The sequence below is a fragment of the Pseudoalteromonas sp. G5_S1_14_S5 genome (assembly GCF_054968605.1).
Genome location: NZ_JBQKUM010000043.1, coordinates 1 through 21,818 on the forward strand (window position 1 = coordinate 1; position 21,818 = coordinate 21,818).

Below are 21,818 nucleotides of genomic sequence, written 5' to 3' on the forward strand. Positions count from 1 at the left end.
CTAACCTAGCTCTCGCTTTTGATACGCAAACTTTGCATATGTGAACAAGATGTACAACGCTAAGGTCTGACCATGCAGGTGTATAACCAAGTTCCACACCGCTTCACCAATCTCTGTTAAGGTTTCTACTGAATCTCGTTAAACATTAGTCGGTTTATAGGGGATTCCTTGGTGTTGATAATTATTCGCATTTATTGTTCTAAGCGAAAGAACCGATTAGATTGGGTCGTTAATATTAGGAATAACATGATTCTTTTGAGGTATCTATGAGTACAGTCGTTGTATGGGGAGCGGGTAGTGGCTTAGGCGCAGCAATGGTCGAGCACTTTCATCAACAAGGTTTTGAAGTTATCGCGATTGCTAGAAACCCAGGAAAGAATCCACGCTTGGCTATCCTTGAAGTAACAACACTGAGCTGCGACGCGACCGACAAGCAACAAGTTGAGAAGACGGTGGCTGCGTTGCCGAAATCGGCGTTGGTGATTTCAAGTATGGGCAGTTTTAGAGCGGATGTGCCAGTTGACTATATTGGTCACCGGTATGTGATTGATGCTCTTGAAACGAATGACATTAAGCGCTTTGTATTGGTGACGTCTTTAGGTTGTGGTGACTCATGGCAATATTTGTCAGAGCGCTCTAAGAAAGGGTTTGGCGCTGCCGTTCGTGAAAAGTCGTTGGCGGAAGCGTGGTTAATGTCGAGCTCGCTGGATTATACGATTTTACGTCCTGGTGGCTTATTAGATGGTGAAGTGACGGGGAACGGTGAGCTTTCTCAACACGTGGAAGTGCATGGCGTGATTTACCGACAAGAAGTGGCTCGTCTTATCGAAACCTTATTGGCAAACGACGCAAGTTTCGGGCAAGTCTATCAATGTATTGATCCTACGGTTAAGTATGGATAAAAGCCCGGTATTATTTTCTGGAGGCATTTCAATCTAGTGAAAAGTTTTAAGGCCGTTTAATCTCACTGAGCGGCTTTTTTTGTTTTTTGTCCTCAACGAGTTCCATTTGAAGCAAATGTTACCTGTTTCTTATATGAGAATGCCTCTCTCTTAATCTAGATTAAGTTTTACCTGTCTTATTCTCTGTAGTATCCCCGCAATCAGCCTCGCACTAGATGGGGTATTGGCGCAATACGATTGAATGAGGATTAGATTTGAGTACTTTGTTTGCAGAAACCCGCATTGGCACCATGACACTAAAGAACCGTTTTATGAGAAGTGCAACGTGGGAAAATATGGCGACTGAAGATGGTCATATGACAGATAAACTTTACGCTATCTATGAAGAGCTAGCTCAAGGTGAGGTTGGCTTGATCGTGACGGGTTACGCGAACATCGTTGAAGAAGAAAAACCGAATGCTGGCATGATGGGTATGTATAACGACTCGTTTATAGAGGAGTATAAAAAGCTAACTCAGTTGGTACATAACAACGACTCTAAAATCGTAATGCAATTGGCTTATGGCGGTACTAAAACCACTTATGACCTTGGGGAGCGAGTGATCTTCGCACCGAGTGAGGTTCCTGAAAAAGGGACGCAAACACTGGGTAAAGTAATGACCAAAGAGGATATTGACTATATTGTTGATGCGTTTGCCAAAGCGTCATTAAGAGCTAAGCAATCGGGCTTTGATGGTGTAGAAATTCATGCTGCTCACACGTACCTGATCAACCAGTTCTTGAGCCCTTATTACAACAAACGTGAAGACGCATACGGCGGTAGCTTAGAAAATCGCATGCGATTCTTGCTTGAGATCTACGCGGCAACACGTAAGTTGGTTGGTGATGATTTCCCTATCTTGGTTAAGCTGACGGCTTCTGAGTTTTTCGAGGGCGGTGTGACCTTCGATGAAACGCGTTTGGTGTGTAAAACGCTAGAAGAGGTAGGCGTTGATGGCATTGTCGTTTCTGGCAACATTCATGGCAAAGCCGAAACCATGATTGGCGAGTCATACGACGGGTTTACTATCCAAGCTGAAGGTTACTTCCATGAATATGGCCACGAAATTAGCCAAGACGTCGACATTCCTGTTATCACGGTGGGCGGCTTAACGGATTTTGATGCCATTGAAAAAATCGCAAATAATACGGGTATCGAGTACTTTGCACTTTCTCGACCTCTATTATCTGAACCTCATCTAATCAAACGCTGGAAAGAGGGACACCGAAGCCCAGTTGAGTGTGAGAGATGTTCTAAGTGTCGCACCAAGCGTGGTAACTTCTGTGTGGTAAACAAAGACAGAAAAGTGCAGCTAGCTAAAATGTAGTCACTTAAGCAAAAGCTAAGTATGAATCTAAACCTGAGCCTGTGTAATACCGCAGGCTCTTGTTTTTCTGACTCTACCTGAGCACAGAACTCTGTGAACCGCAGCTTGGTTGTGATGTATAAATCATTGTTTAGCTTAAGACTTAACTACTCAAAAGTGATGATTGCGTTCGAATTGGGTTTGATGGCTTATGCGTATTAACCGACTAGCAAGCTTGGCAGTGAGTTCATTCCTCCTTTGTATTAAGGTGACTTGATGTACATGCCGACTACTAACTCGGGCATCGCGATCGATAAGGCACGTGAATTACTGTAGCAAACCAACAAGCTGATTAAAAAAGCATCCCAGAAGTTCAAATGCCATGGGAAAAACCGGACGATAAGGGACAGCTACCACTTATGTTCCATTGACTGCGAATTCTCGATTGGTTCTACCGCAGAGCAGCTAGAGCATCGTAAAATGATGAAAAATATGGGTAATCATGCTGATGATTCTGGCAGCACAGTGACAGTAAAACCGGGCAAAGCGAAGCAGATGCTTTGACATTTCCATGGAGACAATCACGTAGAATTTGCCTGTAATATTCCAGGACACGCAGAAGCGGGATATGGTGAAAAGTGTAACGCTTTAGACGCTAATTATTAGCTCTTGGTTGGATTAGAAATTCAATCGGGCTAGGAAGTTAAAGATAAGTCTTAACTCATACTAATGCGTCAGTTGAGACTTATCTTCCTTTCTCATCACTGTAAAAGAATCGATGTTTCCAGTAGGTGCTGCGCCTCACCACTTAGGTGAGGGAGCTCTGACATGATTCTTTTCAGCTTGTCGTCGATAGACTCCACTTCACTCAAAGAACGAAATGCAAGAATAGCTTGCTCAGGCTCACTGCTCACATAACCTTTCAACGTATTAAGTTGAATTTTGTTCGCGTTTTCGACTTTGGACAGGGCGATATTGATTGTCTCAATATTGATAGTCAACTCATTGCTTTTAAACATTTTTATTATTTTATGGTTGTTTCCAGTTGAGCGCACATTAACATAATGAAGGATTTGAACATTGACCGAGATTATAAAACTAGAACAATTCTGAGAAACAGTAAGAGTCGTAAAGGGGAAACTAAAGGTAATTTAAGCAGTTAGAGGGTTAAGTCAAAGTATTAGAATTATCTTTGAAGATTGAGTTAGATCTGAGGTGATAAACGATAATCTTGAGCTGGAGCGTGCAGCGGGAATCTAACCCGCATCATCAGCTTGGAAGGCTGAGGTAATAGCCATTATACGATGCACGCACATTGTCTTAAGGGTAAGACTGAGGCATTAAGAAGACTTGGAGCGTGCAGCGGGAATCGAACCCGCATCATCAGCTTGGAAGGCTGAGGTAATAGCCATTATACGATGCACGCACATCGTCTTAACTAGTCTGATAATGCCACATCTAACTGAAAACGAAACCTTTTTTTTCCATTTTTATTCTAAGTGCTCGCATAATCACCACTCCGCTAGTTTTTCAATCACGTTTGGTGTTTCGTGGTTGCATAAAGTGTGACTAAACTCTCGTTAAGCGTTCTGTGCTTAATGTCATGACTACCGTTAACTTTGGGTGAAGTTTAATCCTGGTTTATAAATCTCCGCATTGTTTGTTTTTTTTTGCTCTGTATTTAACCAGTATTTTATAAATAGCTTCTTTAACACACGAGGTTTTTTTGAGCTGACTTAACGGTCTGTTGTAACAATATGGTTTCATAGATTTAACTTGTGAACAATTCTTGTTATTCATAGGCTTAATCCTAAATGAGTAAAATCATTCTTACTTTTGAGTGTTCGGAGAAAAAAGTGACGAATCTAGTTGATAAATCACGCAAAAACCTCGTCATTCCGTGTATCGTCTGGTACATTTGCCGCACATTTTGTTTCCCCTAAAATACCCATGCCTTCTCAGTACCGAATTAACAAAATTGTTGAAATTGGCGATACACTTCACCGCAGTGGTTGTGCTCCTTATAAGCTTGAAAAATATACACAGTATTATGCTAAAAAGCATGGTGTAGACGTAATGATTCAAGCAACACCGACCGCGATTAATTATCAATTTCCAGACGATAACAATGCCGTTATTCTCAAACGTCTAAAGCCAGCTTCAATCAACCTGAGTTTGCTGGCGAATACCATCATTCGTATTAATCAACCAAGCAGTGAACCAGTCCCAGAGCCAGTGGGTTACTCTAAATGGATTATTGCACTGGCGAATATGTGGATTCCACCTGCGTATCTAATGCTCGTCGGAAGTACTTTGGAAGCTGTAGGCTTTTCTGCGCTACTTGGCTTGATGGTTTGGGTATGTCAGCTAATTCTTCATTCACGCCGCGCGATTGCGGTTGAATTCATCTCTGCACTATTAACTGGTATTGCTGTGGCATTTTTGGCAAGCACAGGGCTACCAATTCCGGTATGGGCGTTGTGTATTGCCTCGATCGTTTTGTTTGTCCCCGGGTTATCCATAGCCAATGCATTAGAGTGTTTGGCCTTTAACGATTTAGTCTCTGGTACCAGTTTACTGGGGCAGAGTGCCTTAACACTGATAAAACTGTTTGTCGGCATCATAATGGGGCTCAATATTGGTGAGGCTGTGTGGGGGCAAGCGGTATCCATTGATTACACCAATGCTGTACCGACTTGGATGCATATTTCTGGATTAGTGCTTATCTCTGCATCATTGGGTGTAATGTTCAATGCAAGACCTATGGATATTTTGTTAGGTTTGCCAGTTGCAGTATTGGGGATGTGGGGACCATTCTATCTAGGTTTTGATAGTGGTTGGGTTGTTGGCACCTGGGTAACTACAGTATTGATTACGCTCTATGGGACTTGGATTGCGAAGAAGATGGACCTAACAGGTGCTATCTATATTGTTCAAGGGATCATTATCTTAGTCCCGGGTAGTCGTGTTTTAGTGAGTGCAAGCCAATCGGTATTTGAGCAGTCTATTTTACCGATTCCGAGCATCGGCTTATCGGCGCTATTTATGTTCTCGGCGATCGTAGCTGGGCAAATCACGGCGTATTCCATTTACTCCCCAAAAGTCGAACGTTAAGACGCTTTACTTATCGGAACCTTCTAAACAAACACAGCTCACTGCTGTGTTTGTTCGTTTTGGAGCCGATCTTTCTTACCACAAACTCATCTTGATGCAATTGATCCGATTTATGCTCGCTAACCTTGGAAAGAGCCATTATGATGAACATAAATTCCATTTAAATGAAGTAGTAACGTATGTCTTTACCTCCTTGTCCGCAATGTCAGTCTGAATATGTTTACCCAGACCAAAACAACTTAATCTGCCCTGAGTGCGCTTATGAGTGGAATCCAGAAGAAGAACGTTTGGAAAGAGAAGCTGCGCGAGTGAAAGACGTTAATGGCGTTGTGCTAGAGACTGGCGATAAAGTCAATTTCATCAAAGATTTAAAAGTAAAAGGCAGTTCTAGCGTCCTAAAAATTGGTACTAAAGCTGTGATTCGACGCATCAACGAAGGCAAAGACCATCAGTTAGACTGCAAATTGGATGGTGGTGGTGAAATGTTAGTAACCGCGAAGTACGTGAAAAAACAGTAATCTATGTTTTGCGTGATTGTCGCAAATGTTCAATGCTTCACTAAGCTTTCTCGGCATACTTTCTAGAAGATTAATGACACTAGGTAAAAAAGTTATTGATTAGAGAATACAGTACAGCCTACACTGATGCCGTTTTAGATATTTGGCTTGAGGCTTCCATCAAGGCGCATGATTTTATAGCGCCTGAGTTTTGGAAGTCACAAGTGGGCAATATGCGTGATATCTACCTTCCTGCGTCACAAACCTATGTCTATCTGAACGGTGGCCAAGTTTGTGGTTTTTATTCACTCCATGAGGGCGTGTTAGCTGCGATCTTTGTGAGCCCAATACAGCAGGGGTGTGGTATCGGCAAACAACTCATGACACATGCCAAGCTGCAGTGCCCGAATTTGTCTTTGAGTGTGTACCGAGAGAATCAAGCAAGTATTGGGTTTTACCTTTCCCAAGGTTTTGAAATTGTTCGCGAACAAGTTGATGAACATACAGGGAATCAAGAATACTTAATGTGTTTAGCTTAGGTTCAGCGCACAATCAGACAAACATTAAGTAGGAGTGAAAACGACATGGATATAGTCAAAGCCGATTTATCGCATTCAACGGCCTTTCATCATTATGTGAATGCTTGTGCTGAAGATGGGCTTGATATCTACACTGGTATTTCTGATAGCAGCGATGCCTATTTAAAAAGACGTATTGCTTATTCTAAAGGTGAAGGTTTGTCAGAAGGTTGGACTCCAGCTTCTACTTATTTTTGTATCGATTGTGGCGAGATCCTTGGTGTGATTCGAGTTCGTCATGGAACAACTGATTACATCCATGACGTCATCGGACACATAGGCTATGAAACTTTGCCCCAAGCGAGAGGGCGTGGTGTCGCTAGCTATATGTTGTCTTGTATACAACATCACGCGTTAACAGAAAGCGCTATCATTACTTGTGAAAGTGGCAATATCGCTTCGAAGAAAGTGATTGAGAAGTGCGGTGGTCGGTCCTTGAGTACATTTTATTCAGAGCAAGGCAGACACGAAGTATTGCGTTATCAACTAGACCCTAAATGAACTGTGTTTAAGTAACACGTCCCAGTTACTTTTGGAGATATTTTGAAGTATTCAACAAGGCCTGCTCAGCTATCAGACTATAAATTTCTGTTCGAGCTTAAAAAGGCCGCTGAGTTCGAACCGATCAAAGCCGTATTTGGTTGGGATGAACAAGTCCAGCGAGATATACACGCCGAAGAGTGGGAAGAAGAAAGGCCTGAGATTATTGAGCATAAAGGCAAAGCCATTGGTAGTGTGTTGCTGCAAGATAAAGGGGATCACTTCTATTTTTGCCGATTTTTCTTGCTGCCTGAATATCATGGTAAGGGTATTGGAAGCCAAGTTTTGACGGATTGTTTAGCCCACGCTTCAAAGCTTAATAAGCCAGTAGAATTGTGTTATTTGCAAGGTAATCGAGTTGGGGAGTTGTATCTCCGATTTGGTTTTGAAATTACCTCGCAAAACGATCAGTTTGTTTATATGTGGCGTAAATAGACATCCATTCAAAATGGTTACAGCGTGTCCGTAACTTGATAGGCTCCTGACACCCATCTAGCGTAAAATCTTGCAAAGCTCCCTATGCTTGATGACTAAGCGATTACACTTAGAACAGATCGAGCGTAAGGGAGTATGCAATGTATGGTTATCTGGCTTCAGAACCCCTGTATAAGTAAAGGTTGTGCTTTTAACCTAGATTAGGAGCAGCTCAAAAGTGTATTTGGCTATTTTTATCAATGCTTAATTTAACTTAGGAGTAAACTTAATTTCGTTTAACCGTGTAATAACCTGCTCTTCAGTTTCCTTGAGCCAATCATAGCGTTTTGTGTACAAGCGACGTTTGGTCTTTTTCAATGTGTCAGTGTCTTTACGAAGAGGCTTAGTTGGCAAAGAAAACCAGTGTTTATCGACCAAAGAGGCCCCAATTTCAGTCCATAGTGTGTTGTAATCAAACGTTATAGCACTCCGTTTTGAGCCAATATAGCGTATCGCTTGGTAGATATGACCTTTATTCGAAATTGCTAAAATCTCATCAACTTTCATGTAATTCGCAAACATAATTGCGAGCTCAACCATCAGTGACTTTGGCCTTAGCCCGTGCAACGAACGCGTTAGTTCTTTGATTTTATCTTGGCTGCTGGTGATGCGCTTGTTTGTGCCTTGTAGGCAGCCGATATGCATGGTGCGCTGCCCATTATTATCAGAGATATTGAAGGTGACCGAGTAAATAGTCAGCCCGGTATTAGCCTCGACGAGTCTGATCCCCAGAGAGCCTTCACGAGATTCCCCCGAGAAAGTCTCAATCCTAAACTCATCTCCATTTCGATCTGTAAAAGTCAGAAGCTTAAAGTTAGAAAGGTGCAGATGCACTGTGTTTGGACCAAATGTTCGTTCTAAAAGTTCGAAGTGAGAATGCAATAACGAAGCACGTGTTTTAGGCTTGATACCAATACAGATGAATGGCTTGAGTGGCTTTTCAAAGATTTTAGGATTCTGTTCAAGAAGGTTTGAGAGATTATTTTTCTCTTTGAGCTGATGCACTTTGCGAATGATCTTAGGGTTCATAACGCCCCATAGTGTAAAGCGCAGATTTTTCTTGATTCGGTTTAAACCTTTAGTGTGTGGGTGTACAGCATTCGAAAGCTCAACGATTTGACGAAAATTTTGCACGTTTACCTCAACTTAGAAAACAAAAAAGCATCGTTGAAAATAAAAAATGATGCTCCATAAAATGATAAGTAGGGGTTAGTGGAAAAATCGTGAAACTAGAGCTTATGATTTTATTGCTAATAATGCTCCGAATGTTAAAAGGCCAAATCCACACGCTTGGTTGAGCCTTTTCTTGGCTTTTAACAAGTGTTTTTGCAAAGTCTTCGAAGTAAATAACATTGCGACAATTCCAAACCACAAGCCGTGAAGAATAATCATATAAAGCCCATAACCGAGTGCAACATGTTGGTTTTCAGCGTTAGGTGAGATGACTTGGCTAAAAATGCTTAAGAAGAACAGCATGGTTTTGGGGTTAAGCACGTTGCACAAAAAGCCTTGTGCCAAATAGCGCCAAGTACTGATGTTTTGCGTCGTTCCTTGCATAGGGCCAAGTTTGCTGTCTGCGCTCAGTATTCCCTTTATTCCAAGGTAAATAAGGTAAGCGGCACCTGCGTATTTAATGATGTCGAAAAATTGTTCATTCTGTGAGATTAAATAACTGATACCGAACATTGAATAGCTAATATGAACGCAAATCGCTAGGCTAACTCCTAACGCTGTCCAAATACCGGCTTGCCTACCTTGATTGACGCTATTCTTCAGAACTAAAACGAAATCAGCGCCAGGGCTTATAACAATTAATAGTCCCAGAACCGCTAAGCTTAACCACTCCATAAATACTCCAACTCTCTTATTTGATTAGCCGCCATTGTATGGTTTTTATTTACTACCTATAATCGAAATGAAATCCACTAAGCTGTGAGAAAAAATCACATATGAGGCACCTTAAAGCATTTCATGTTTTTCATGTCGCCGCGCATTCGATGAGCTACAGCGAAGCGGCAGGCAAGCTGAACATTACACATGGTGCGGTGAGCAAACAGATCAAGGTGCTAGAAAGCCACCTGTCACAAACTCTGTTTTATAAGCAGGGTCGCAATGTATGTTTGACCAAAGAGGGTGAGCTACTTAAAGGCTACACAGAGCAAGCGTTTCAGGCGTTGGACACAGGTATCCAAAAGCTCAACCAACTGAACAACCACGCGCTCGAAGTGTCGTGCGAACCAACACTGACCATGCGCTGGTTGATGCCTCGTTTAGGCGATTTTTACGCCGAGTCGGGTATTGATGTTCGTTTGTCGACTGCTGGTGGGGCTGTGAATTTGGATGCGAATGGCCTCGATATGGCAATACGAAGGGATGATTTTAAGCTAACCGAAAGCTATAAGCAGACACTATTAGTTGAAGAGTGGGTTGGTCCCGTTTGTTCTCCCGAGTACTGGCAACAGATAAAAGACAATTTGGGTGGTATGAAGTTATTACACAGCAGTACTCGACTGAATGCATGGGCGCATTGGATGTCCATCACAAAAGACGCAGTAGACAGCGAGGTATTATCGCAAGTAGCAATGAACCAAACATTCGCACACTTCTATTTCTGTTTTCAGGCGGCTGTCGATGGGTTAGGGGTTGCACTTGGGTCGTATCCACTTGTCGCTGACGATATTGAAAGAGGCAATTTGATCGCGCCGTTTGGCTTTGTAGCTTCTGGTCATCAGTACATATTGATCACACAAGGCAGCGATCAAGATGAATCAGGGCATTCGTTCGTGACTTGGCTGAAGAGTGAGTTGTCGCAGTGTGTTCCCACTAATGAGCCAATGCATCCTAACGGCAAAGGCTAACTGACCTTTGATGTCGATTGTTTAGCAAGCTCATGGGGCGGTACACCAAACGCTTTCTTAAACGCATTGGTGAAGTTTGAAGGATGTTGATAACCCGCTTCATAGGCCGCTTCGGTGATTGAAACTAAGCCGCGCTCTAAATGCAGACGTGCGATGTCTAAGCGTCGGTGGCGAATATAGCCATTGATGGTTAGGTTGTAAGACTCTTTAAAGCGGCGTTGTAAGTTAGAGACACTCATTGAGAATCTACTCGCGATACTTTCAAGGCTGAGCGGTTGATCCAGGTTGATTTCAATGTAGCTGATGATGTCTTCTATCTTATTATCGAACCCTTTTTCGGCCTTAACTTGGTGACCGTTTTGAGCAAAGCCAATGTTTTTATTCGTGCTGTTTGGGCTAACGTTTATATTTTCAGTAGAGCACACTTGGCAACATCGGAGCGGCATTTGAGACAAGGTTTGAGCAAGTAACTGCTGAGTCAGTGTCTCGACCATAAGTTTGTCCTGAAAGTTGGTTGGCGTCGCTTGGCGTGTAAGCGTGCTAGCGAGTTGAATGATGTCGGGGTTGACCTGAATATCGTAACAAGCCTTATGCGTATCTAAGAATGACTTACTTGAACAGTGATCACGCAAACGTGTTTTAATCCATTGCGGCTTAACCAAGATATTGATCTTATTTATTTTGTTATCTTGAATTAACGAACGTCTAAAGTTGGCTGGTTTGGCTAGGTTGACTACCACGCCTTGTGGTCCATTGCTGGCATCGAGATCAAACTCCAAATCGTCGTAGCCAAAGGTGAGCTTTCCTTCTAGAAGGATAGTAATCAAAATAGCGGAGTGGGCCGTGGATACGATATTACTGTCGACCAGTTCGATACAGCGGCCACCATGTATAAAAATTTGGTCGTTATATTGGTAAGAAAGAAACTTCCCCTCAGCGAGTGAAGTCTGCTTAGTTTGACCTTGTGTCACGATGATCTGCTTTTCAGTCTGTTCTAGCTTTTTGGTGAGAGCGACCTTCTTGGTTAATGTAGACTTTTTAGCTATCACATTCGCTTTCGCCACAGTCGTTTCGCCAAGTTTAGTTTGCTCTGACGTTACTTCACCCATTTGACCTTTCCTCATAACAGCTATGCGTTTTCGCATAAGCAAATCATCTGTGCATTTATAAATTACAACCCTATCATATTTGCGAATTATTACCATTTACACCTAGGATTGAATTTATGGGAAGCCCAGCCAGATCAACAATTAAGCTTTCAGCCCTCTGTATTGCCATAGCTAGTGCGTTTAGTAGCCCTGTGATAGCAGAAGAGAACACATCGCACTTTGATGAAGTGGTGGTGTGGGGAACGAAAGTATCAAGCAACACTGAATCGATCATTGCCGATGATATGTCACTTAAGCAAGCTGACCATATGTCTGATTTACTGCGTGAGATTCCGGGTGTTGATGTTGGGGGCACACACTCGGTGAACCAAAGAATCACGATTCGTGGCTTGAGCGAAACGGATCTCGATATTCGACTTGATGGCGCATCTCAGCACGCAAACATGTTCCACCATATTGGCAACCTGACGCTTAACCCAGACATTTTGAAATCGGCCGACATCCAAGTAGGTAACAACTCAGTCACGCAAAATGGACTCGGTGGCTCTGTGTTGTTTGAAACTAAAGATGCAAAGGACCTGCTTCGTTACGACGAAAGATTCGGAGCTCGTGTTTATGGCGGTTATGCAACTAACGCAAGCCAGCAAGGCTCTTTAACAGTGTATGGCTTATTATCGGATAACGTTGATGCCATGCTCTATAGCCACTACATGAGCCGTGATGATTTCAAGGACGGCGATGGCAATGAAACCTTTGGTTCAGAAGGGGATGTATACAACATTCTAGGTAAGCTTGGTTTTGAACCGAGCGACTTGCACCGTTTTGAACTCTCTTATGATCTCTACCGCGATAGCGGCGATTACAGCCCACGACCGGATATGTCAGGTGGCGCTAATGAAGGTCTGTCTAACGATATTCTGATCTCAACCGATTACGGTCGTGACACCGTCACTGCAAGCTATGAGCTACGTGGCGATACTCATCAAGGTGACGTGACGCTTTACAACACTCAAACTGAAATTAAGCGTGATGAAACTGTTATGGCACCACGCTGGCCATCGAACCGTTTGTCTAAAAACACGGCAAAGAATCAGAACTTTGGCGTGAATGCTAAGTTCCAATCGGACTATCGTTTGATGTCGTTTGATAATGTTGCGACTTACGGTTTTGATTACATGGACAAGTCATCAAGCAGTTATTACGGCAGCAGTAAGTTTATGGATGAGTCGGCAATTTCTACCGCGCTTTTTGTTGAAGACCAGTTCTACTTTACTCAAGCCTTCTCGATCACAGCGGGTGTTCGTTTTGATGATTATCAGCGTAAAGCAGAGACAGGAAATGACGATTTCGATGACGTAACTTGGTCTATAGCAACGCAATGGGATGTGACACAAGATTGGACTCTGTTTGCGAGCACACGTTCGTTATTTAAAGGCCCAGAGTTGATGGAGACCTTTATTGCGTATCAAGATGCTGCGTACTTAGCGGATGACATCAAGGCCGAAACAGGACAGAACACGCAAGGTGGTGTGCGTTTTGACAAGCGTATTGATGATCACTTTGTTGGCGCGAACCTAACTGTATTCCAAACCAATATCGATGATTACATTGCAGAAGAGTATCAGCGTGCCAGCCAAAGTTACTTGATTTACAACTTAGGCGACGTGGAGATCAAAGGCTTTGAAGCAAGCTTGTCTTACGGCTACGAGATGTTTAATAGTAAACTCTCTTATGCACGTTCAGATACTAAAAACAAAGATACAGGCGGCGCTGTCGCGGGTGGAAACGGTCGCAGTATCGATATGGGCGATAGCATCACGTTAACGCTAGACTACCAGTCTGAAGCGTTAGAAACTATTTTTGGTTGGAACTCAATGTTTGTTAAAGACGAAGACAATGTATTTGATGGTCAGCCAATTAAAGAAGGCTACGACGTGCATAACCTTTATGCGCAATGGGTGCCATCAACGGTCGATGGACTGTCTGTGACCTTTGGTGTCGATAACGTATTTGACGAGCAATACACCTCACACGCATCCCGTTCAGGTACAGCGAGAGGCTTTACTCTCGATGACTTTGAACCTGGTCGTAACTATAAGCTTTCTGCCGCGTACCAGTTCTAGTTGCGAGTAACGAAATAGATTCAGTCAGAGTGATAAGCTAGCGGTTGTAGGGATCCGCGAAATTTATAGAGCGAAGCTGAAGCTATTCGTTTGCGCCACTCGCTAAAGTGAATAGTGAAAAGAACAGCGCCTCTCGAGCAAGGAATCGAGAGGCGCTTTAGTTTTTTATTACTAGAAAGGTTACATGGGCTTAAGACAAATTACTCAATGGGCAGAGATAATACACCACTATTGAGCTTGACTTGCTTCAGCCATTCTTTCGTAATTGCACCGTCTTCTTCGTAGAAACAAGCCGCTAATACCGCGCCAATCACAATCGCACGCCCACAACTATCACCGCCACATAAAATGTTATCTCGAATACCTTGTTTAAAGCTTTGAGCGCCTGCAATGATTCGAATCAGCAGTGGGAACGCGGCGCTTAATTCACAATGCAATCCAAATTTCTTTGCAGCCTCGGTGATTGAGAGTTCAGGCTCTGCCAATGCTTCATCGATTTGCTCGTGTATAAACTTGCCGCAGGTTTGTCTGACCATCTCTACCGATTGTGATGGTGAATTACCTTGTATCGCGGCTTGAATCAGCAAGGTAATAGCCTGCGCCCACTCGACGGCTTTATCATTATTATTAGTCACTCGAACTGCGCTTTCGACCATTGCTGGAAGGGTGTGAGAAGTATAAGTACAAGCCACTAATGGGATGATTTTTGAAATAGCAGGTAATTGCGTGTCATCAGCGCCACAGGCTGTGATAGGGGTATCGGCCAGTTCCAGTTGGTGGATGTTCAGCAAACTCATGCGTGTTGCTTTATCTATGTAACCTTGCCAACTGCCACCGAAATCAAACCAGAAGCGGAAATGCTTGATGTAGCATGCTTCATCATAGTGTTGATTGTCGACTAGGCTATCAACCATCGCCAATAGTTGAGCGCCGTATTGTGATTGGTCGCCTGCGGACTTTCCCTGGTGAGCAAAATAGCCTTTATCTTGATAATCGGACTCGTTTGGTGAACGAAACTCAGGCTCGAAACCTGCTACCTGAAAGATCCTCTCTTGATCATATAACCAATGTAGCCCCATAGAGGCAGCGTCCCCTACTAATGCGCCGACAACGGCATAAAACGCTCTTTCTTTATGATTATCCATGTTGGTTTGACCTTTGAGAGAATCTGATGAGATTTGGTATTCAAAGTATAGTGTTTAAATGAAGGGTTTGCTGTGTTTTAGACGAGAGTTTTGAAACGATTAATCCTGATTGGTCAATGAGTTAAACCAATCAGGATAAGCTGATGAATATTATAGGCTAGGGCAAGCAGGGGTTACTGAAGTGCTACAGAAACAATGGAGTAACTCTTGCAAACTAGCGGTTTAGATAAGCACTTGAGCGTTGCTCTATCTTTCTGAAAATGCGCGAGAGCGTGAAGCAGAGTGCGAAGTAAACCGCGCCAACAATCAGCCAGATTTCAAAGATCAAACTGGATGAATTTGCCATCTCGGTGCCAACGAAGGTCATTTCTTGAATCGAAATCAGAGAAACAATCGAAGTGTCTTTTACCAACGAAATTGCTTGGCCAGCTAAAGGCGGGGTTATCGCGGTTAATACCTGTGGGCCTACTACATATCGATATTTTGAGAAGACGGATAAACCAAGTGAGTCCGCAGCTTCCCATTGCCCTTTAGGAATGCTTTCTAAGCCAGCGCGAATCACTTCAGCGATATACGCCGAAGAGAGAAGACCAATACAGATAACACCAGACGCTAAGTTTTCCCAAAGGTTGGCAGGTCCAAATAGAAAAGCTTGCAGTTGGTTTATGTCGCCATTGTGTTCACGTAGAAGGGCTTCTAAACCAAGCAAAGGAATCAGCTGGTTAGAGACAAAAAAGTAAAAAATAAACACAAAAACCAGTGGTGGAATATTTCGAACCAATTGGATGAAAAGCAGAGCTGGTGTTTTAAATAGAGCGATCTTAGAGTGTCTTGCGACCCCAAGTAGGGTACCGAAAGATAAGGCCAACACCATACTCCACAAACTTAAACGTAGTGTTGCGACTAGGCCTTGGAAGAAGTAAGGGATGCTACCTTGAGAAGGTGGAATGAAGATCAGCGTGAACGCGTCTTCCCATCGCCACTGATAGTTAATGCCGACAGCAGAGCGATAATAAAGCCAACCTGCAAACGCACAAATGATGGCGAATAACACACCATCCAAAAGATTGAGGCGTTGATACCAAGGCTTAATGTGAAGGTTGGGCTTGGGCGTTGATAATGCGCTAATACTACTCACGTCATTCCTGTTTAAACAATGATTATTACTGTGTTGTGAGAATGGGCTATGAATTCACAACTATCTCGGGGAGTTCTTAAAAGGCAGTTCCAGTAAGGTACTGCCTTGATTGGTTATTTAACCTCTAATTAGCCGTCGATTACTGACCTTGAGCAATCTGATCTTGCCAATCTAGAGTAGAGAACCAGTACTCGTAACGCTCTTTTAACCAGCCATCTTCAGTACGTGCTTTGATCCACTCATTAAAGAACTCAGCTTTGTCGGTTTCACCTAGGCGAACAGCAAATGCCTCGTTACCTTTTGATAGACGTTCATCAAATGGAATGAATAGAGTGTCAGCGTTCTTGATTGCTTCGTGTTCTGGCTTAGGGCTAGAAGCGATAACCGCGTGTGCATTGCCGTTTAGTACTTCTTGGAACGCTTGAGCGTCGTCATCGAACTGAAGTACTTTCGCTTTCGGGAAGGTTTCACGAGCAACTTGAACAGTGAAGGCGCCACGACGAGCTGCAATTTTCACTCTGCGGGAGTCGAAATCCGAAATCTTGCTGAAGCCTTCTGCTAGCTCTTTGTTAGCCGCCAGTTGAACACCAGAGTGAGAATACGGTTCAGTAAAAAGAACACTCTTAGCGCGCGCTTCGGTAATCGACATACCGCCAATGATTACGTCAAACTTATTCGATAGCAGTGAAGGGATAATGCCATCCCATGCCGTCGGTACAAATTCAACTTTCCAGCCTGAATCCTCAGCAAGACGTTTTGCCACATCGATTTCAAATCCGACAAGATCGCCTTGTTTGTTACGCATAGCCCAAGGAACAAAAGTCGACATGCCAACACGTAGCGAGCCACGTTCGTTGATTTTGTCTAGGTTAGGCGTTTCAGACGCAAGTGCAGGCAAACTTACGGCAAGCGCAAGTAAAGCAGTGATAGCGGTTTTAAATAGCTTCATGCTGATAAATCCTTATTGTGTTCGCCAGTTAGCTCCGAGCTTATGCTCAAGCCAAGCTGCAACGGCAGAAAGTGAAAGTGTAAGTGCAAGATAAATGATTGCCACAGAGAACCATATCTCAAATGGCATCGCAGTTTCAGAAACAATGTTTCTCGCCTCGGTTGTCAGGTCGAAAATAGCCATGACACTCACAATCGAAGAGTTTTTGATAAGGGAGATCACTTCGTTGGTCAGAGGTGGCAACGTGCGTTGTACCACTTGAGGAAGAATCACATCCCAATAAGTATAGGTCTTTGATAAGCCCAAAGATTGAGCGGCTTCAAATTGTCCTTTAGAAATACTATTTAAACCTGCACGAAATATCTCAGCGGTGTATGCTCCTTGAAAAAGCGCCAAGGCTAAAACCGCTGTGCTAAAACGATCCAGACCGATTACAGGGCCGAATACAAAATAGAGCAGGTAAATTTGTACCAACAATGGTGTATTACGAATCAATTCCACATAGCTGGTCGCGAGAGTGCGACCGACAACTGAATGGGAGTTACATAATAGGGCTGTGGTTAAGCCAATCACCAGTGTTGCAACTAAAGAAATCAGAGAGATATTGATGGTAACGAGTAGCCCCTCCATCAATTCAGCAGGCCACCACTCACCATCTTCATAGAAAGCGATGTAGTCAGGCACTCGATCCCATTGCCAGCTGTACCCCATAGCCTGAGCACCAGAATCGAGGATCCAAACAACGGCTGCCGCAAGCACCACAATTTGTACCAAGGCAGAGAGTGCGGGTTTCACTATCTTTAGCAACATCAGTAAGTCAGAATCTGATTTAGGAACGCTTGAGTGCGTTCGTGTTGAGGATTTTCGAACAGGCTCTGTGGTGTATTAGATTCCACGATCTGTCCTTCGTCCATAAAGATGACTCGATCGGCAACGCGTTTTGCAAAGCCCATTTCGTGTGTTACGCACACCATGGTAATGCCTTCACTTGCCAGTTCGACCATTACATCAAGCACTTCATTGATCATTTCCGGATCAAGTGCTGATGTCGGTTCATCGAATAGCAGTAGCTCTGGCTTCATACAAAGAGAACGCGCAATTGCCACACGTTGTTGTTGACCACCTGAAAGCTGAGCCGGGTACTTATTCGCCTGTTCTGAGATGTGTACACACTCGAGATAATGCATGGCGGTTTTCTCTGCTTCTTCTTTGCTTTTTTTGAGCGTACGAATTGGAGACAGAGTAAGGTTTTCGAGCACAGTAAGATGGGGGAATAAATGGAAGTGCTGAAACACCATTCCAACTTGGCCAGGTGTGTTGAACTTGCAGGGAAGCGATTGTTCTAACACGGAAAGTTCGCCACCTTCGAACGGTTCTAACTGATTGATACAGCGGATCAGAGTGGATTTACCTGAACCAGATGGCCCGCAAATCACCACAATCTCTCCCTGTTCAATATTTAGATCAATATCCTTTAGGGCATGAAAATCACCATACCACTTGTTAAGTGACTTAAACTTAACCATTTCCTTAAGATTGTTCAAATCGTTGTTCATACCTAGTAAAGAGACAGGCTTACCTTAACAATATAGAAATATGATTGCACATAAAATTAGAAACTTATGAGAATTTAATAGCATATTGTAGGGCAAATAAAAAACAGCGCCGGATTTGGACGCTGCTTGAGGGTATACGCAAGGTCAAAGAATTTGGTTCAGTTTCATTGCATAAATTTTTAAATTATCGCGATTTTATTTAGAAACCTGATTTCTTTGCTCTAATTTTAACCGTTAATTGATCGCAGATTCTAGAATCTCGCGAGTTTTTTCTAGCGTGATAGCTTGGTTCTCGCCAAGTTGAATGTAACCATGTGATTCTAGTTGTGCAACCACGTTGTCGATAGCTTTTGCTTTATCCGCCTCGTAGCCATCAAACACAGTCGCTACGTCTAGGCTGTGATAGAAGGCTTCGATAGCATCGATAGTGCGCTCTGCTAAATCTTCGCCCGCTTCTAGGCCAAATACGTTACGACCCATCTGTTCAAGTTTACTGCGTTTCGCTTCGATCTGGTTACGAAGTAGTGAAGGTTGAACAATGGCTAGTGAACGTGCGTGGTCGACATGCCACAATGCTGTGAATTCATGTCCAATCATGTGCGTTGCCCAATCTTGAGGAACGCCAGTACCAATAAGGCCATTTAGCGCTTGGTTAGCTGTCCACATTAGGTTTGCACGCCATGCATCGTTGTCACGCTCGTCGTATTGTTTACCCAGTACAAGAAGGTTTTTCAGCAATGTTTCTGCGTAGCCGTCTTGAACCATCGCGTTAGCAGGCATAGTGATGTATTGCTCACACACGTGAACCCAAGCATCAACCAGACCATTCACCAATTGGCGCTCTGGTAGAGACTTCATTACATCTGGGTCCATAACTGCAAACCTAGGCTGTACCGCAGGGTTTAGGAAAGCCAGTTTCTCTTGAGTTGCTTTACGAGTGATTACTGCACCCATGTTTGATTCAGAACCTGTAGCCGGAAGCGTCAGTACCGCACCGATTGGCGTCGCTTCGGTCACTTGGTGCTTGCCTGTTAGGATGTCCCAACCGTCACCGTCGTATTTCGCTGCTGCTGCAACGTATTTCGAACCATCAATTACTGAACCACCGCCAACAGCGATAATGAATTCTACGTTTTCTTCTTTAACGATAGCGACTGCTTTGTCTAATGTTTCTTTGGTTGGGTTTGCTTCAACACCAGAAAACTCAATCCAAGCGTGATCTTTAAGAGATGCGACTACTTGGTCGTAAACACCGTTGCTTTTGATTGAACCGCCACCGTAGATAACAAGTACTTTCTTTGAAGTATCAACGGCTTGGCTGATAGCGTTGATTTGGCCTTGGCCGAAGTGGATAACAGTAGGGTTAACATAGGTAAATTGCATCGTCAGTTCCTTGTGTAAAGCTAAAATTTTTATTTGTTGTAGTGCTCAATTTCTGCATTTGCATATTAGTACACGGTATTGGGGTGGTGAAGGTCAATTTCTCCAAAATAATTGCCTATTTCTACATAATTGATATTCTATTTGGGCTTTTGTGCAAACCAACATCAACCTTTGAATGGAACATCACCTGTTATGAATACACTCGCTCAGTTACTGCAATCTTACGTTGAACTTAAAGGTTGGGATGATCTTGAAGGAATCAAAGAAACAGAGATAGAGGGCGTGTGGTTTTATCGCAGTAGTGGTGGGAATCAGCGCCAACCATTCACTTACCAGTCAGGTATCATCATGCTTGGCCAGGGTAAAAAGAATATTTACATAGGCGACAGGCCGGTAACTTACGCGGCAGGTGATTACCTTGTGGTGGGGGTGCCAATGCCATTGGAATGTGAAGCTTTGCCTATTGATGGTGAGCCGTTACTGGGTTTGTCGATCAACATTGATTCTCAGCGTTTACACAGTTTAGTGAAAAAGCTTGAAGAGCAAGGTTTTCTAGAGAGTTACTGTAATAAGCACAAACAGAATTCGAGTGGCTTAGAGTCCACTAGAATGGAAACGGCGATGCTAGAGAGTTTCACTAGGTTGGCGAAGACACTGCATTGCGATATCGAAGCCAACATCTTGGGTAATGCAATGGTGACGGAGATTGTTTATCGCGCTTTAACAGGCTCTGAGGGCCGTGTGCTGTTTGATTTAGCCCATCATGATGGCCATTACGCACGCGTCGCCAAAGCATTGTCTAAAGTGCATGAAGAGTATGACCAAACCATTACTGTTCAATCGCTAGCTGACGAAGCAAACATGAGTGTGTCTGCTTTCCATAATGCTTTTCGTAACGTCACTTTCGAATCACCACTCCAATACTTGAAGAAGGTAAGGCTCAATAAAGCCAAGGAGCTGATCCAGTTAGAAGGCCTGCGTATAAGTGATGCCGCACGCCGAGTTGGCTATTCTAGCCCATCTCAATTCAGCCGAGAATTTAAACGTCATTTCAATACTACTCCAAGAGCGGTGTAATGTTTCCTATCAGCAATGAGGTTGTTAAACATGCGGCACTTCATATAGTGCAATCTTGCGCATACTTTTTGATTGACCGAGAAATATAAATTTTATAAATAACTGTTATTGATGTAGTAAGATTCTGTAGGAGGTTCATTTGCTCGATTTGTTAAAGAAAGTTCTGCTTATCAATTCGATGGCTGCAATGGTCGTTTTTGTGCTGTCGCAATTTTTCCTTTCTTTGCTTCTACTCGACTCGTCGATTTCTTATTTTTTGTCGTTATTGTCATTTGGATTTTGGCAAAACTTCTTTGGGAGGGAGGCGTTCATAGCAAAACAACGCGCTTAGATGATCCTATTACAGACAAAGTCTACAAAATGGTCGACTGGCACGATTTTGCTAAAGACCAACAAAAACACTATCGAATGAATTATCAAACGGGCTTAGTATTATTTATTGCTGGCTTACCGGCGTTTATTGCGTGCTTTGTTCTGCAATTCTTGTAATTACGGGTAAGAGGCAGTAATGGAAGAATATTTAGAACTGGATGTGATGACATTGGAGTCAATTTCAAAAGAAGCGGGCTTTCCAATAGATAGAGATGTGTATTTAGCGTCTCATACCCAATCGATGGAACAAGGACTGCTTGTCGAATATCGGCGACATAACAAGCTAATTGGCTACACGACGTTAAGTGATTTAGGCGATGGCAGCTGGTTTGTCCCTATGTTTGTGGTACACCCAGACTATAGAAGTAAAGCCGCTTTTCTTGTTCTATTTCGTGGCATTGTAAATATACTGAAAGATCGTGATTCAAGGGTATTAATGAGCAATGTTTTACGCTTAAATGAATTGTCGGTGCAGTTTCATAAGCGATTAGGGTTTGAAATAACACGTGAGAATCACTCAGGTTATGAGTTTACTCTAGCGTTGACTCCTGAAGTAAAGAGAAAATGGTCTAATTTCGTCGCTGTTACCTAGGGGTCATAAATAATTGTGGTTCGAGTTTGACCTCAAGTATGTGGTGCTTAATATCACCTTTCTAT

General features: G+C 43.2%; 22 protein-coding genes and 2 tRNA genes. 12 read left to right on the forward strand and 12 right to left on the reverse strand.

The genetic code is table 11. The annotated features are described in order from the left end of the window. Window positions 1-266: 266 nt before the first annotated feature. Window positions 267-902 carry an SDR family NAD(P)-dependent oxidoreductase gene (locus ACTRWI_RS13670; protein WP_499132129.1) on the forward strand — a complete coding sequence of 212 codons (636 nt, stop codon included), beginning with the start codon at window positions 267-269 and terminating at the stop codon, window positions 900-902. 254 nt (window positions 903-1,156) lie between these two features. After that, a complete protein-coding gene (locus tag ACTRWI_RS13675; RefSeq protein WP_499132130.1) occupies window positions 1,157-2,269 on the forward strand; it encodes an NADH:flavin oxidoreductase in 1,113 nt (370 codons plus the stop codon). Window positions 2,270-3,009: 740 nt separating this feature from the next. Here ACTRWI_RS13675 and ACTRWI_RS13680 read toward each other — a convergent pair. From ACTRWI_RS13680 to ACTRWI_RS13690, 3 genes are all read right to left on the reverse strand, one after another. After that, complete coding sequence (locus ACTRWI_RS13680) at window positions 3,010-3,267, reverse strand: hypothetical protein (protein WP_102422966.1); 258 nt, start codon at window positions 3,265-3,267, stop codon at window positions 3,010-3,012. A gap of 218 nt (window positions 3,268-3,485) precedes the next feature. Further along, window positions 3,486-3,560, reverse strand: a tRNA-Gly gene (locus ACTRWI_RS13685). Between the two features lie 39 nt (window positions 3,561-3,599). Further along, window positions 3,600-3,674, reverse strand: a tRNA-Gly gene (locus ACTRWI_RS13690). 443 nt (window positions 3,675-4,117) lie between these two features. Between ACTRWI_RS13690 and ACTRWI_RS13695 the strand changes: the two genes are divergently transcribed. The 5 genes from ACTRWI_RS13695 (at window position 4,118) to ACTRWI_RS13715 (ending at window position 7,412) form a co-directional block, all read left to right on the forward strand. Beyond that, window positions 4,118-5,362, forward strand: coding sequence for a threonine/serine exporter family protein (locus ACTRWI_RS13695; protein WP_499132132.1), 1,245 nt, complete (start codon window positions 4,118-4,120; stop codon window positions 5,360-5,362). Between the two features lie 179 nt (window positions 5,363-5,541). Further along, window positions 5,542-5,880, forward strand: a complete 339-nt coding sequence (locus ACTRWI_RS13700) for a zinc ribbon domain-containing protein YjdM (protein ID WP_499132133.1) — start codon at window positions 5,542-5,544, stop codon at window positions 5,878-5,880. A 95-nt stretch (window positions 5,881-5,975) separates the two neighbouring features. After that, window positions 5,976-6,398, forward strand: a complete 423-nt coding sequence (locus tag ACTRWI_RS13705) for an N-acetyltransferase (protein WP_499132134.1) — start codon at window positions 5,976-5,978, stop codon at window positions 6,396-6,398. A gap of 45 nt (window positions 6,399-6,443) precedes the next feature. Beyond that, complete coding sequence (locus ACTRWI_RS13710; protein WP_499132135.1) at window positions 6,444-6,938, forward strand: GNAT family N-acetyltransferase; 495 nt, start codon at window positions 6,444-6,446, stop codon at window positions 6,936-6,938. Between the two features lie 42 nt (window positions 6,939-6,980). Continuing rightward, window positions 6,981-7,412 carry a GNAT family N-acetyltransferase gene (locus tag ACTRWI_RS13715; RefSeq protein WP_499132137.1) on the forward strand — a complete coding sequence of 144 codons (432 nt, stop codon included), beginning with the start codon at window positions 6,981-6,983 and terminating at the stop codon, window positions 7,410-7,412. Between the two features lie 243 nt (window positions 7,413-7,655). On the opposite strand, the gene ACTRWI_RS13720 is transcribed toward ACTRWI_RS13715, so the two are convergent. Next, on the reverse strand, window positions 7,656-8,585 hold the full coding sequence (locus ACTRWI_RS13720; RefSeq protein ID WP_499132138.1) for a VirK/YbjX family protein: 930 nt from the start codon (window positions 8,583-8,585) through the stop codon (window positions 7,656-7,658). 102 nt (window positions 8,586-8,687) lie between these two features. After that, window positions 8,688-9,299 (reverse strand): LysE family translocator, encoded by a 612-nt coding sequence (locus ACTRWI_RS13725; protein ID WP_499132140.1) that lies wholly within the window; start codon window positions 9,297-9,299, stop codon window positions 8,688-8,690. Between the two features lie 101 nt (window positions 9,300-9,400). Here ACTRWI_RS13725 and ACTRWI_RS13730 point away from each other — a divergent pair, with 101 nt between their 5' ends. After that, complete coding sequence (locus ACTRWI_RS13730) at window positions 9,401-10,309, forward strand: LysR family transcriptional regulator (protein ID WP_499132141.1); 909 nt, start codon at window positions 9,401-9,403, stop codon at window positions 10,307-10,309. On the opposite strand, the gene ACTRWI_RS13735 is transcribed toward ACTRWI_RS13730, so the two are convergent. Beyond that, window positions 10,306-11,418: a helix-turn-helix domain-containing protein gene (locus ACTRWI_RS13735; RefSeq protein ID WP_499132143.1), complete on the reverse strand. Its 1,113-nt coding sequence runs from the start codon at window positions 11,416-11,418 to the stop codon at window positions 10,306-10,308. The genes ACTRWI_RS13730 and ACTRWI_RS13735 overlap by 4 nt on opposite strands. Before the next feature lie 116 nt (window positions 11,419-11,534). On the opposite strand from ACTRWI_RS13735, the gene ACTRWI_RS13740 reads away from it, so the two are divergent. Beyond that, window positions 11,535-13,541, forward strand: coding sequence for a TonB-dependent siderophore receptor (locus tag ACTRWI_RS13740; protein WP_499132144.1), 2,007 nt, complete (start codon window positions 11,535-11,537; stop codon window positions 13,539-13,541). Between the two features lie 200 nt (window positions 13,542-13,741). On the opposite strand, the gene ACTRWI_RS13745 is transcribed toward ACTRWI_RS13740, so the two are convergent. From ACTRWI_RS13745 to ACTRWI_RS13770, 6 genes are all read right to left on the reverse strand, one after another. After that, on the reverse strand, window positions 13,742-14,686 hold the full coding sequence (locus ACTRWI_RS13745) for an ADP-ribosylglycohydrolase family protein (RefSeq protein WP_499132146.1): 945 nt from the start codon (window positions 14,684-14,686) through the stop codon (window positions 13,742-13,744). A 214-nt stretch (window positions 14,687-14,900) separates the two neighbouring features. Next, on the reverse strand, window positions 14,901-15,824 hold the full coding sequence (locus ACTRWI_RS13750) for an amino acid ABC transporter permease (protein WP_499132147.1): 924 nt from the start codon (window positions 15,822-15,824) through the stop codon (window positions 14,901-14,903). A gap of 139 nt (window positions 15,825-15,963) precedes the next feature. Next, window positions 15,964-16,773, reverse strand: a complete 810-nt coding sequence (locus ACTRWI_RS13755) for a transporter substrate-binding domain-containing protein (protein ID WP_102424765.1) — start codon at window positions 16,771-16,773, stop codon at window positions 15,964-15,966. 12 nt (window positions 16,774-16,785) lie between these two features. Next, the gene (locus ACTRWI_RS13760; RefSeq protein WP_499132149.1) at window positions 16,786-17,583 is read right to left on the reverse strand and encodes an amino acid ABC transporter permease; all 798 of its coding nucleotides are present in this window, start codon (window positions 17,581-17,583) and stop codon (window positions 16,786-16,788) included. Beyond that, window positions 17,583-18,299, reverse strand: coding sequence for an amino acid ABC transporter ATP-binding protein (locus ACTRWI_RS13765; protein WP_499132192.1), 717 nt, complete (start codon window positions 18,297-18,299; stop codon window positions 17,583-17,585). The genes ACTRWI_RS13760 and ACTRWI_RS13765 overlap by 1 nt, the downstream gene beginning before the upstream one ends. Window positions 18,300-18,563: 264 nt before the next feature. Further along, window positions 18,564-19,712, reverse strand: coding sequence for an iron-containing alcohol dehydrogenase (locus tag ACTRWI_RS13770; protein ID WP_499132151.1), 1,149 nt, complete (start codon window positions 19,710-19,712; stop codon window positions 18,564-18,566). 192 nt (window positions 19,713-19,904) lie between these two features. On the opposite strand from ACTRWI_RS13770, the gene ACTRWI_RS13775 reads away from it, so the two are divergent. From ACTRWI_RS13775 to ACTRWI_RS13785, 3 genes are all read left to right on the forward strand, one after another. Beyond that, the gene (locus tag ACTRWI_RS13775) at window positions 19,905-20,789 is read left to right on the forward strand and encodes an AraC family transcriptional regulator (protein ID WP_499132152.1); all 885 of its coding nucleotides are present in this window, start codon (window positions 19,905-19,907) and stop codon (window positions 20,787-20,789) included. A gap of 279 nt (window positions 20,790-21,068) precedes the next feature. After that, window positions 21,069-21,278: a hypothetical protein gene (locus ACTRWI_RS13780; protein WP_499132154.1), complete on the forward strand. Its 210-nt coding sequence runs from the start codon at window positions 21,069-21,071 to the stop codon at window positions 21,276-21,278. 19 nt (window positions 21,279-21,297) lie between these two features. Next, a complete protein-coding gene (locus ACTRWI_RS13785) occupies window positions 21,298-21,753 on the forward strand; it encodes a GNAT family N-acetyltransferase (protein ID WP_499132156.1) in 456 nt (151 codons plus the stop codon). The last annotated feature ends 65 nt before the right edge of the window (window positions 21,754-21,818 follow it).